We start from the raw sequence: 12,202 nt of genomic DNA, 5'->3' as shown, positions 1-12,202 counted from the left end.
GGCGGTGGCGGCGGAGCCCAGTCGCTGAGCGCCGCCTCCACCGGCGGGATCAGGCGCATGCCCTGATACAGGCCCAGGCGATAGCGAACGGGTTCGCCCCGGCGCAGCCAGTCATCCAGCAATGCCCCGTCGGCGCGCAGACGCTGCTGTGCCCGTAGTTTTGGTGTTAAAGGTTCGCTGCTGAGGTGGTGATACAGCTTCAGGCGATCGCTGACGCTGTGGATCAGCCGCTGGTTATTGATGTAAGAGGCCAGCATGGCGAGCACCAGAAAAGCGCCGCCGGTCAGCCCGACATAACGCCAGAACACCATCCTGCGGCTGATGCCCCGCTGCCGGGGCAGTGCCGACAGCAGCAGCTCAGGCAGCGGCAAAGGTTCTCCGTCAGACAGAGACCGTTCCGGCTCCAGCGCGGTGATGGCGGCGACATGCTGCTGCCAGAGGTTATTTGCCACGCTGGCGACCGGCAGCATGCAGATCCCCTGCGCACAGGGTTTCATCGCCGGGAGTTCGCCCAGACGTGCGGACAGCAGGCTGTCCACCCTGCTGCTCTGCCACGCCAGAAAGCCGTCCAGCCACAGGGCCTGACTCAGCCGTGACAGACGTCCGGCGGCATCGTCCTCCCGGGTCCATTCGCTCAGGGATACATTTCCCTGCCCTGGCTGATGCACCTGAATGCCTTCCCGGTTGCTGACGGTGGTAAACCAGACCGGCTGCGGATCCGCACTGGCCGCTGGCGGAGAAATCCAGCTGACGGTCCACAGCGGGGGCAGGCCACTCAGCGTGCTGCGGCACTGCACCAGCGCGCGCTGCCAGCCCCGCAGCTGCTGCGTAAATGCATCCGCGGAGAGATGGCTTTCCGGCACAACGGCCAGCAACACCGAAATCTGCGCGGCCTGCGCCGGACGAACCAGGCTCAGATGGCGGACCAGCAGCGGCAGTTGCTCAGCATCCTTAACCCACAGATACCAGCCGTGGCGGGTTTCCCGGTGACGGGTTTCCGGCGCAAACAATGCGGCGTTGTCTCCGCAGGCCAGCACAACGGCCCCGTGGAAATCTTCCGGGGGCAGGCTGTCATCCTGAATATCTCTGAGCGCCGCCGCCCGCCTGCGTGATACCGTTCTCTGTCGCCATAACAACGCGCCACAGGCCAGCAAAACCAGCAGGCTGAGCGTTATCCGGCTGCCCACCGTGAGCGGCCAGAATCCGAAGATTAACCACAGACACAGGATGCCACTCAGGGTGGTCAGCAGGCTCCGGTAATAATCGCGCATCATTTACCCCATGCTGCCCATCTGAGCCACCATCCCGGACAGGGAAGCGGAGAGGAAAAACCAGAGCGCGACCAGCACTACGGCCCCACCAGCCCAGGAGAGCCAGTACCCGCAGCGACCGCTGCGTAAACGGGAAGCCCGGGCCACAATCGGCGCGTCCTGCGCAAGGGTAAACGGCGGAACCCTTTCCCTCAGCGCCCGGATCACATCCTCACGGCGTTCGTCATTTTGCGCGCGATACTGCCCGACAAAACCGAGCTGCAGCGTGCGGTACAGGCACAGCAGTACCGCCTGATCCGGCGCCGTTTCCTTAAGCAGGTTGCGAATACGCTCCCACAACTCCTCGCCCGCATTCAGCGTGCCAAAAAAATGCGCCTGTAACGGGTCACGCCGCCAGGTCAGGTAGCCATCATCCGTCTTACCGCGATTCAGCACGCTTTCATCAAGCAGCGCACACAGGGCATACACCATATGGTCGCGGCTGACCTCGCTGTAGCCCGCATCGGTCAGGGCCGTGCGGGCGTCCTGAACCAGGCGACAGGCGCGACGGTAGAGTTTTCCTCCCTCGCGAACCTCCTGTCCGCCCCGTAGCTGGCTGACCATCAGCCAGCCGGGATAGAAGATGCGTTCGATTTGACTGTGATCGGATGTCTTCATGTGCGCAGTACCGCAAAGAGTTCGAGCTTCACCTCACCGAGTGAACCCGGGGTATAGAACGTGCAGCAGCCCGCTTCCAGCATCGCCCGCGCGGCATCGGTACTCAGATCCAGTGAGAAATACTGGTTTTCCAGACGCAACGGGATGGCTGCCGGAACATGGCTGAGCGGTTTGATGACCATGCCGCTGAGGGCCACGTTAACCACGTCCGAGACATCGTCGAGGCTGCCGGCTTTACACAGCTGTGGGAATTTACTCTGCAGCTCGTGATTCGGCATTGACGAGCGAACCGACAGGTAGAAATCGGCCCCTTCGCGCAGACGGGCGTCATGCAGCGAGCCTCGCCAGATCTGCTCGACATGCTCCAGATAAATGCTGATGACACGGGAGGGCAGGCTGGCTTCCAGCAGCTTATCGAGCAGCGTCAGCAGCGGCGGGAAAACCTGCTCCGGCGCATCATGCTGCCAGGCCGGAATATCCGCGGTGTCATGCTCCAGCGAAAACGTCAGCAGGCTGCCCGCCAGGCGCACCAGCTCCCGGTACAGGAGTTCCGGATGACGCGACGGGGTCTGTAACAGCTCCGCCAGCACCGGCTCAGCGCTGTTCAGGGCATTGAGCAGCCAGAACAGGGACACATCCGCCACCGCGAAGTCCGCCATCCGTTCGTTGCTCTCGCGACGCATCGCCATCAGGCGATGGCGACGTGCCTGCAAACGACTCAGCAGATCGCTTAACCCGGCCACCAGCAGCGGGCTGGCAGACAGGGCGAGTAGCGGCGGAATAAACGACGCGTCGCGGCTCCACTGTCCCTGGGCATTGCGCACCAGACGGGCCACCGGACACGTCAGCCAGGCGCTGTTTTCCTGGGTTGCCAGCCGTAGCGTCATCGCGTGACGAAGAACAGCCAGCTCACCACTTTCGTGACCGGCCAGTTCCTGCACCTCGACGCGTTCCGCTTTCCATCTGCGCGGGCGCTCGCTGTCCTGACCATCATCCAGATTCCCGCCGTTGGCACTCAGCAACGGCAGCGCCAGCAACACCTCGACAGAATCACGGTCTGCGGCCGCAGACAGGTCGCAGACCGGCGGCAGATTGTCTGAACAGTCAGAATCCACCAAGGTACCGTCCGGGAAACGAACCACCATACGAACGGCATTCAGCCGGGAGAGTGCCAGCGCGGCATCGTCAAATTCCGCCGCCAGAACGCCCCACGGGTGAGCAATCCCCATGCGGGCGACGTTTTCCGCTACATAAGCATCCCAGCGGGCCTGTTGCTGGAACTGCTGTGGGGCCAGCATGGCCCCGTCAGTCCATAACGGACGATAAATTTTCATCCCTGTTATCCCGCCTTAGGCTTTCGCTTTCGGCATCTGGGAAACCAGTGACAGGTTGACGTCCATCCCTTCCACCTGGAAATGGGGAATAGCGAACAGCCTGACGCGGAAGAAGCCCGGGTTGTCTTCGATATCTTCGACAATCACTCTGGCATCGCGCAGCGGGTGGGAAGCCTGCAGTTCGTCGCCCGGATCGGTCATTTCCGTTACCAGGCCGCGCACCCAGGTGTTCAGTTCCAGCTCCAGCAGGCGGCGATCCTTGGTGGTACCGATGTTTTCGCGCTGAATCAGCTTCAGATAGTGCGCAATGCGCGACAGCAGAAAGATATACGGCAGACGCGCGTTGATGCGGCTGTTGGCCGTGGCGTCGGCGGTGTCGTACAGCGCCGGTTTCTGCGTCGAGTTAGCGGAGAAGAAGCACGAGTAGTCGCGGTTTTTGTAGTACGACAGCGGGATAAAGCCGAGGTTAGCGAACTCAAATTCGCGGGTCTCCGGGATCATCACTTCAGACGGGATCTTCACCTGGTTGCCGGTGCCGAGGTCGTAAAGATGGATCGGCAGGTCGGTGACTGCGCCCCCCGCCTGCGGGCCGCGGATCTGCACGCACCAGCCGTTACTGATAAAGCTTTTCACCATGTTGGCAGCGAAGGCGAAGGAGGCATTGGTCCACAGGTATTTGTCGTGATCCGGGCCTTTCACTTCTTCCACGTAGTTAAAGCTGCGCACCGGCACGGTATCCGGGCCGTACGGCAGGCGGCCGAGCACGCGTGGCATGGTCAGGCCGATATAACGAGCGTCGTCGGTTTCGCGGAACGATTTCCACTTAAGGTATTCGGCACGGTCGAAGTAGTTGCCGATATCTTTAATCGCCGCCACCTCTTCCATATGGTCTTTCAGGAAGAACTGCGGGCCGGCGGAGCCGATAAAGGGCATGTGCGCGGACGCGGCCACTTTAGAGATATTGCGCAGCAGCGCCACGTCCTGCGCCGAGGCGTCGAATTCGTAAGAGGAGATCAGCGCGCCGATCGGCTCACCGCCCGGGGTGTCGTATTCGGCGATATAGGTGTGTGCGTACAGGCCACTCTGGATAATTTCCGGAGAGTCTTCGAAGTCCTGACGCAGGTCCTCTTTCGATAGATCCAGCACTTCAATCTTCACGTTCTGGCGGAAGTCGGTTTTATCGACCAGCGACTTCAGCCCGCGCCACAGGGACTCGACTTGCTGAAAATCGTCGTGGTGCATCACCGCGTCAAGCTGGCGACTGATCTGCTCATCCAGCTGCGCGATATGGTGGTCCAGCAGGGCTTTATCCAGCTTTTCAACCTGAGAACCGGACTGGTTCAGGCACTCCACCAGCACCTTCATCGCGGCGGTGACGCGCTCGTCGACGCTGGCATCGGACATCGCCTGGCTGTCCTGCCAGATATTCAGGTCGCTGAGGTGCGACACCGGGCTGAGATTGATTTTTTCAAACAGCGAAGCGTAAACGCCGCTTACAGCGGGGCTATCCTGCACGGTGGTGGTGCCGGCAGAGGAGGTTTCATTTTGCACAGACATTAACATTCTCTCTTTATCATTCCATGAATTTTCCCGTCACGCTTCAGGCTGCAGGTGCGCTGGCTGCTCTCGCTCGCCCGCATTACTTACTGAAGTAAGCTCCGCGGAATTCGCTCATTCGCCGCCTTCCTGCAAGCCGAATCGTGTGGGACTATCGTCAGCAATCAGGCCCGTTCAGGGGCCAGGGCAGACAGTTCGCTGCGCAGTTCGTCGCTCAGAGCAGGGTTTTTCAGGATGGTTTCCAGCTCCTTGCGGAAGGTGACGTTATCCAGCAGGTTGGCTTTCAGGTCGCGCAGCAGGTTGCGCATTGCCAGCATCGCTTTGAGCTGCGGGATCTGGCGGGCGACCTGTTCCGGCGAAAAGTCCTTGATATTGCTGAAGGTCAGTCTGACGTTCTCTTCGCTGCCGTCGCCGGCGAGGGTATTTTCTACGGAGATGTTTAATGACGGGGAGAACTCCGCCAGCACGCTGTCGAAGTTGTTTTTGTTGACGTTGACCTTCTCACGCAGGGACAGCGCACGCTGCTCCTGACCGTTGCTGAAGTCGCCGGTGACCAGCAGCTTTAACGGCAGCTCGGTTTTACGGGCCACGCCGCCGGTGTGCAGGTCCAGTTTGATATTGACGCGCGCCTTGGGGATCTCATTTTGATAAGAATTACTCATAGTTACTCCTGTAAAAATGGGCACGGAAAGCAGCATTACGCACACTTTCCCTGTGTGTAGAGGCGCGACTATACCGTAGTCTGACTTATGCGGGCAAAGGGGTAATTTACGAAATGTGATCTGATTTATATAGGAATTTTCTGTAAATTTGAGTTAAGTTACTGAATGAAATGGTTAATGCATGAGCTAAAATAATCTCATAAGGAAATGAACATCCGGATTTTAAGAGTTGCAAAGCCGCCTGTCAGACACGCAAACATTACATAATGATTAACTGTTTCGTTAACTCACTGTCATGTATGTTAATGACTTTCTTGCCGGCGCTGAGGGTCTTAATGGTCGCTGAAAGGCCTTAAAACTGGCAGTAATACATACTGAATACGCCTGTGCAGGAGAGGTTGGCCATGTTGTGACGTTTCGCGCATATCACTTTTCCCTGAAGCAGGAAATGTCGGCGCTGGCCTGGTATCAGCCCTCGTCAGTGGCATAATGTTGAGGTGAGGCAAAGATAGTCGTTACTGATAAGAATTTTCCAGGTTCCCTCTTCCTGAACACCCGCTATCCTGTGTACACTCTGCGTCAGGAAATTTCCTTCGCAGGCACACCGCTCTCCACGGCTTCGCACAGTGCGTAACGCCCCACGAATGTAAAGATATTGCCAATATCGGAATCTGGCTAAACCATCGTCTTAAATGGGTGTCGAACAGTTGTACCGCAATTGAGTCTTTTTTGTGCGTTACCGCCCCTGAACCCCATCAACGTAACCACGAGAAAAAATGAATCAGTCGCAAAAATTCCACAGAGGTTTACTCCATCCCCGCTACTGGCTGACCTGGTTTGGCGTCAGCGTGCTGTTCCTGCTGGTGCAACTGCCCTACCCGCTGCTGTATAAGCTCGGCAACTGGATGGGCCGTACCTCAATGCGCTTCCTGAAACGCCGGGTATCGATTACCCGACGCAACCTGCAGCTCTGTTTCCCGGAGATGGAGAGCGCGCAGCTTGAACGCAGGATAGTGGGTAACTTTGAATCCCTCGGCATGGGCCTGTTGGAAACCGGCATGGCCTGGTTCTGGTCGGATCGTCGCGTAAAGCGCTGGTTCAGCGTCGACGGCCTGCATAATCTGAAAGCCGCGCAGCAGGGCGGACGTGGTGCGTTAATCATCGGCGTACACTTTATGTCGCTGGAGCTGGGTGGCCGCGTTATGGGCCTGTGCCAGCCGATGATGGCGATGTACCGTCCGCACAACAATAAGCTGATGGAGTGGGTACAGACCAAAGGACGCATGCGTTCCAATAAGGCGATGATTAACCGTCGCGACCTGCGCGGTATGGTGCAGGCGCTGAAGCACGGTGAAGCCGTCTGGTTTGCCCCGGATCAGGATTACGGCCCGAAAGGCAGCGTGTTTGCACCGCTGTTTGCGGTACCGGAAGCCGCCACCACCAGCGGTACCTGGATGCTGGCACGCATGGCTAAGCCGGCGATGATCACCGTCGTCCTGATCCGTAAGGATGACGGAAGCGGCTACGAGCTGGTGATCCAGCCAGAGCTGAAAGAGTACCCGATCGACAGCGAACAGCAGGCCGCGGCCTATATGAACCGGGTGATTGAGCGTGAGATCATGCGTGCTCCGGACCAGTATCTGTGGCTGCACCGTCGCTTTAAAACCCGCCCGGTGGGCAACGCTTCGCTGTATTGATTACCCGCCGCCAGCGCCGCCGGGCGCTGGCCTGCTTCTGTGTACCCCCTGCTTTCTGCCTTACATTCTCTGCCCTCAGCGCGCTTGCTTAGTCCTGTTGCTCCTGAACCCTGGCTTCTGCCACACCGCTCACACTAATTCCATATAGTGAAACTGTTTGCACCCTTTGTGATCGCAGGGGGTATTTTCGCCCCACAAGGGTGCGCGATAGTAGCGTAACTTGTAACCCACCCTCGATTATTAGTAAAACTTTCCAGCGAATTCATACCACTGCAAATCTGGCATTTGATTTGCAGTGCAGTGAATGCCTGCGGCTTTCCACAGGCTGCATGCACTACAGCGTGTCATATCCATAACAATACGATTTCGCCACACAGGATGCTCTATGAAAAAAATGATGCTCTCCACTTTGGCCGTTGCGGTAACCCTGTTTGCCGCAGTGAATCAGGCTCATGCTGGCACCACGCTGGATGCGATTAAAAAGAAAGGATTTGTGCAGTGCGGTATCAGCGATGGACTGCCAGGGTTCTCTTACGCTGACTCAACCGGTAAATTTACCGGCATTGACGTTGACGTGTGCCGCGCCACGGCTGCGGCAATTTTCGGCGATGCCGGTAAAGTGAAATACACCCCGCTGACCGCCAAAGAGCGTTTTACCGCCCTGCAGTCCGGTGAAGTGGATATCCTGTCGCGTAACACCACCTGGACCTCTTCGCGCGATGGCGGCATGGGCTTTATCTTCGCCGGCGTGAACTACTACGACGGCATCGGCTTCCTGACCCACCAGAAAGCCGGCCTGAAAAGTGCCAAAGAGCTGGACGGGGCTACGGTCTGTATTCAGGCCGGTACCGATACCGAGCTGAACGTCGCCGACTACTTTAAAGCCAATAAAATGCAGTACACCCCGGTGACCTTCGACCGCTCCGATGAATCCGCGAAAGCGCTGGATACCGGCCGCTGCGATACGCTGGCGTCCGATCAGTCGCAGCTGTATGCGCTGCGCATCAAGCTCGGCAAGCCCGATGAGTTTATCGTGCTGCCGGAAGTGATCTCCAAAGAACCGCTGGGCCCGGTGGTTCGCCGCGGTGATGATGACTGGTACACCATCGTGAAATGGTCGCTGTTTGCCATGCTGAATGCCGAAGAGATGGGCATCACCTCGAAAAATGTCGATCAGATGGCCGCTAAACCGACCACGCCGGATATGGCCCACCTGCTGGGTAGCGAAGGTGACTTCGGTAAAGACCTGAAGCTGGACAACAAGTGGGCTTATCACATCGTGAAGCAGGTCGGTAACTATCAGGAAGTATTTGACCGCAACGTCGGTAAAGACAGCGCGCTGAAAATTGCCCGTGGGCAGAACGCGTTGTGGAACAACGGCGGTATTCAGTACGCGCCCCCAGTACGTTAATTCCCTTTGATTACCGGGCACCGGTCCGCCGGTGCCCTCGGCAGAATTTTCGTCACTGAGGTTGCAACATGTCTCAACGCCCAACCGTTAAAAGGGATTTTTCATTCAGCAATCCTGCGGTTCGCGCCTGGCTTTATCAGCTCGTTGCGGTTATCGCCGTGTTAGCCGTCGCCGGCTATCTGTTTCACAACACCATTATTAATCTCGCCAACCGCGGCATCACCTCAGGCTTTGCTTTTCTCGATCGCAGCGCCGGTTTCGGCATCATTCAGCACCTGATCGACTACAGCGAGGGCGATACGTACGCCAGGGTGTTTCTCGTCGGGCTGACCAATACCCTGCTGGTCTCCGCGCTGTGCATCGTGTTTGCCTCCGTGCTCGGTTTCTTTATCGGCCTGGCGCGCCTGTCGGATAACTGGCTGTTGCGTAAAATTTCGATGGTGTATATCGAAACCTTTCGCAATATCCCGCCGCTGCTGCAGATCTTCTTCTGGTATTTCGCCGTACTGCGCAACCTGCCCGGTCCGCGTCAGGCGCTGAACGCCTTCGATCTCGCTTTTGTCAGCAACCGCGGGCTGTACATTCCATGGCCTGAGTATGCCGCCGGCAGCGGGCCATTTATCGCCGCCGTGCTGGTTGCCGTCGTTGCCAGCTATGCGCTGTTGCGTTACCACCGTCTGCATCAGCGCAAGACCGGCCAGTTGCGACGTACCTGGCCCGTTGCCCTCGGGCTGCTGATCGTGCTGCCGCTGGTCACCAGCCTGTTTGCGGGCAACCCGGTGCACTGGGATGTGCCGCAACTGAGTGGTTTTAACTTTCGCGGCGGCTTCGTGCTGATCCCGGAGCTGGCGGCGCTGACGCTGGCGCTGTCGATTTACACTTCGTCGTTTATTGCTGAAGTGATCCGCGCCGGTATTCAGTCGGTCCCGTACGGCCAGCATGAGGCGGCGCGCTCACTCGGGCTGCCGAATCCGGTGACGCTGCGCCAGGTGATCATTCCGCAGGCGATGCGGGTGATCATCCCGCCGCTCACCAGCCAGTATCTGAATATTGTGAAAAACTCATCGCTGGCAGCGGCCATCGGCTACCCCGATATGGTGTCACTGTTTGCCGGAACCGTGCTGAATCAGACCGGTCAGGCGATTGAAACCATCGCCATCACGATGGGTGTGTATCTGATTATCAGCCTGACGATTTCGCTGTTAATGAATATCTACAACCGCAAAATCGCGCTGATTGAGCGTTAAGAGAACGGGGCAGTTATGACAGTCACTCTGCATGAAACCACACCCGCCGCCGCCGGCACGCTCTCACGTGCGCTGGTCTGGGCGAGAAAAAATCTGTTCTCCAGCTGGGGAAATTCGCTGCTGACCCTTTTCTGCCTGTGGGTGATGTGGTCGCTGATCCCGCCGGCGCTCAACTGGCTGATTTTCCAGGCCAACTGGGTCGGCAGCACCCGGGCAGACTGCAGTAAAGAAGGGGCGTGCTGGGTGTTTATCCACGCGCGCTTTGGCCAGTTTATGTATGGCCTCTATCCGCAGGAGCTGCGCTGGCGCATCAATCTGACGCTGATCATCGGCCTGCTGTCGATTATTCCGATGTTCCTCCGCGCACTGCCGCACCGCGGGCGTTACATCGCCGGCTGGGCGGTGATCTACCCGCTGCTGGTCTGGCTGCTGCTGTATGGCGGCTATTTCGGACTTGAACGCGTAGAGACCCGCCAGTGGGGAGGCCTGACGCTGACGCTGATTATCGCCTCGGTGGGGATTGCCGGCGCGCTGCCGCTCGGTATTCTGCTGGCTTTGGGCCGCCGCTCGCGGATGCCGGTGGTGCGCACCCTTTCAGTGGTGTTTATCGAGTTCTGGCGCGGCGTGCCGCTGATCACCGTGCTGTTTATGTCCTCGGTGATGCTGCCGCTGTTTATGGCGGAGGGCAGCACCATCGATAAGCTGGTGCGCGCGCTGGTCGGGGTGATCCTCTTCCAGTCCGCATACGTGGCGGAAGTGGTGCGGGGCGGGCTGCAGGCGCTGCCCAGGGGGCAATATGAAGCGGCCGAGTCGCTGGGGCTGGGCTACTGGAAAACTCAGGGGCTGGTGATCCTGCCCCAGGCGCTCAAGCTGGTGATCCCCGGCCTGGTCAACACCATTATCGCCCTGTTTAAAGATACCAGTCTGGTGATCATCATCGGCCTGTTCGATCTGTTCAGCAGCGTGCAGCAGGCCACCGTCGATCCCGCCTGGCTGGGAATGTCGACCGAAGGCTATGTCTTTGCCGCACTGATCTACTGGATCTTCTGTTTCAGCATGTCGCGCTACAGCCAGCATCTGGAGAAGCGTTTTCACACCGGGCGTTCGCCACACTGAGGTTTACCATGACAAAAATGATGACGTTTTCTGACGACGCAATGATGATTACGCTCGATAACGTGAACAAATGGTACGGGCAGTTTCACGTGCTGAAAAATATTAATCTGCAGGTGAAGCCCCGTGAGCGCATCGTCCTCTGTGGACCTTCCGGCTCCGGTAAGTCCACCACCATTCGCTGTATTAACCACCTGGAAGAGCATCAGCAGGGGCGGATTGTGGTGGACGGCACGCTGTTAAATGACGATCTGCGCAACATTGAACGCGTGCGCACCGAGGTGGGCATGGTGTTTCAGCACTTCAATCTGTTCCCGCACCTCAGCGTGCTGCAGAACTGCACCCTGGCACCGATCTGGGTGCGCAAAACCTCGAAAAAAGAGGCGGAAGCCTTAGCCATGCACTACCTCGAACGAGTGCGTATCGCCGAGCACGCGCATAAGTTTCCCGGCCAGCTCTCCGGCGGGCAGCAGCAGCGCGTGGCGATAGCACGCTCGCTGTGCATGAAACCCAAGATCATGCTGTTTGATGAACCGACCTCTGCGCTGGACCCGGAGATGGTGAAGGAGGTGCTGGATACCATGATTGGGCTGGCGGAGGATGGAATGACTATGCTTTGCGTGACCCATGAAATGGGCTTCGCCCGCACCGTTGCCGACCGGGTGATCTTTATGGATCGCGGGGAGATCGTAGAGGAAGCACCACCGCAGCAATTTTTCTCCAACCCGCAGTCTGAACGCACTCGCGCCTTCCTTTCCCAGGTCATCCATTGAGCCCTGTCGCAGGTTAGCGCTGCTGAACATGCCGCCCGGCGACGGGCGGCATGCTCTGCTCCTCCTGAATACCCAGCAGCTTAGTCAGTAATCCCTTCAGCGCCTCTGTCAGGGTCAGTATGTTACGGGCCACAGAGCGGACATCAGCGTCACGCCTCTTTGAACACGGTATACGAAAACGTGCGCCAGCAGGTGCTGGAGAACGGGTAACGGGTAACGGGTAACGGCGTTATTCGGATTATGTTTTCTTCATGATATTGCGGCTATCCGCCATGCTTTTTTAATACCTGCATCCTGTCGATCGCCTGGATTTTATTCTTTTTTTGCTGTTTTTAGCAGCCGTTTTACCGTTTTTAAGTGCTGAAAACGCAAAAAAGCCCCGTGCTTTCGCACGGGGCTTCTTTACTTGTTTGATGCCTGGCAGTTCCCTACTCTCGCATGGGGAGACCCCACACTACCATCGGCGCTACGGCGTTTCAC

Annotated in this window: 10 protein-coding genes; 5 read left to right on the top strand and 5 right to left on the bottom strand. The window is 58.0% G+C overall.

Going from position 1 to position 12,202, the window contains the following annotated elements:
* From NV64_RS21995 to tssB, 5 genes are all read right to left on the bottom strand, one after another.
* On the bottom strand, positions 1-1,271 hold a 1,271-nt coding region (locus NV64_RS21995; protein ID WP_233209074.1), incomplete at its 3' end, for an OmpA family protein.
* Between the two features lie 3 nt (positions 1,272-1,274).
* The gene (gene tssL, locus NV64_RS21990) at positions 1,275-1,928 is read right to left on the bottom strand and encodes a type VI secretion system protein TssL, short form (protein WP_101506788.1); all 654 of its coding nucleotides are present in this window, start codon (positions 1,926-1,928) and stop codon (positions 1,275-1,277) included.
* Positions 1,925-3,262, bottom strand: coding sequence for a type VI secretion system baseplate subunit TssK (tssK, locus tag NV64_RS21985; RefSeq protein WP_101506787.1), 1,338 nt, complete (start codon positions 3,260-3,262; stop codon positions 1,925-1,927). Before tssK ends, tssL begins: the two co-directional genes overlap by 4 nt.
* A 15-nt stretch (positions 3,263-3,277) precedes the next feature.
* Positions 3,278-4,825: a type VI secretion system contractile sheath large subunit gene (tssC, locus tag NV64_RS21980; protein ID WP_056234947.1), complete on the bottom strand. Its 1,548-nt coding sequence runs from the start codon at positions 4,823-4,825 to the stop codon at positions 3,278-3,280.
* 158 nt (positions 4,826-4,983) lie between these two features.
* A complete protein-coding gene (gene tssB / locus NV64_RS21975) occupies positions 4,984-5,481 on the bottom strand; it encodes a type VI secretion system contractile sheath small subunit (RefSeq protein ID WP_056234949.1) in 498 nt (165 codons plus the stop codon).
* Positions 5,482-6,257: 776 nt separating this feature from the next.
* Between tssB and lpxP the strand changes: the two genes are divergently transcribed.
* From lpxP to NV64_RS21950, 5 genes are all read left to right on the top strand, one after another.
* Positions 6,258-7,178, top strand: coding sequence for a kdo(2)-lipid IV(A) palmitoleoyltransferase (gene lpxP / locus NV64_RS21970; RefSeq protein ID WP_056234952.1), 921 nt, complete (start codon positions 6,258-6,260; stop codon positions 7,176-7,178).
* Between the two features lie 385 nt (positions 7,179-7,563).
* Entirely contained in the window at positions 7,564-8,589 is a 1,026-nt protein-coding gene (locus NV64_RS21965) for an amino acid ABC transporter substrate-binding protein (RefSeq protein WP_056234955.1), read from the top strand.
* A gap of 68 nt (positions 8,590-8,657) precedes the next feature.
* Positions 8,658-9,836, top strand: a complete 1,179-nt coding sequence (locus NV64_RS21960) for an amino acid ABC transporter permease (protein ID WP_101506786.1) — start codon at positions 8,658-8,660, stop codon at positions 9,834-9,836.
* 15 nt (positions 9,837-9,851) lie between these two features.
* Positions 9,852-10,952: an amino acid ABC transporter permease gene (locus NV64_RS21955; protein ID WP_101506785.1), complete on the top strand. Its 1,101-nt coding sequence runs from the start codon at positions 9,852-9,854 to the stop codon at positions 10,950-10,952.
* 8 nt (positions 10,953-10,960) lie between these two features.
* Complete coding sequence (locus NV64_RS21950; protein WP_101506784.1) at positions 10,961-11,722, top strand: amino acid ABC transporter ATP-binding protein; 762 nt, start codon at positions 10,961-10,963, stop codon at positions 11,720-11,722.
* Positions 11,723-12,202 lie beyond the last annotated feature (480 nt).

This window comes from Erwinia sp. B116, assembly GCF_002865965.1.
Lineage (GTDB): Bacteria > Pseudomonadota > Gammaproteobacteria > Enterobacterales > Enterobacteriaceae > Erwinia.
This window is presented reverse-complemented; position numbering and strand designations above follow the sequence as displayed.

What these genes read in the sequence shown, in the direction of transcription:
- lpxP (WP_056234952.1), top strand. Translation starts at nt 6,258, where the DNA reads ATGAATCAGTCGCAAAAATTCCACAGAGGTTTACTCCATCCCCGCTAC.
- NV64_RS21960 (WP_101506786.1), top strand. Translation starts at nt 8,658, where the DNA reads ATGTCTCAACGCCCAACCGTTAAAAGGGATTTTTCATTCAGCAATCCT.
- NV64_RS21955 (WP_101506785.1), top strand. Translation starts at nt 9,852, where the DNA reads ATGACAGTCACTCTGCATGAAACCACACCCGCCGCCGCCGGCACGCTC.
- tssB (WP_056234949.1), bottom strand. Translation starts at nt 5,481, where the DNA reads ATGAGTAATTCTTATCAAAATGAGATCCCCAAGGCGCGCGTCAATATC.
- NV64_RS21950 (WP_101506784.1), top strand. Translation starts at nt 10,961, where the DNA reads ATGACAAAAATGATGACGTTTTCTGACGACGCAATGATGATTACGCTC.
- tssK (WP_101506787.1), bottom strand. Translation starts at nt 3,262, where the DNA reads ATGAAAATTTATCGTCCGTTATGGACTGACGGGGCCATGCTGGCCCCA.
- NV64_RS21965 (WP_056234955.1), top strand. Translation starts at nt 7,564, where the DNA reads ATGAAAAAAATGATGCTCTCCACTTTGGCCGTTGCGGTAACCCTGTTT.
- tssC (WP_056234947.1), bottom strand. Translation starts at nt 4,825, where the DNA reads ATGTTAATGTCTGTGCAAAATGAAACCTCCTCTGCCGGCACCACCACC.
- tssL (WP_101506788.1), bottom strand. Translation starts at nt 1,928, where the DNA reads ATGAAGACATCCGATCACAGTCAAATCGAACGCATCTTCTATCCCGGC.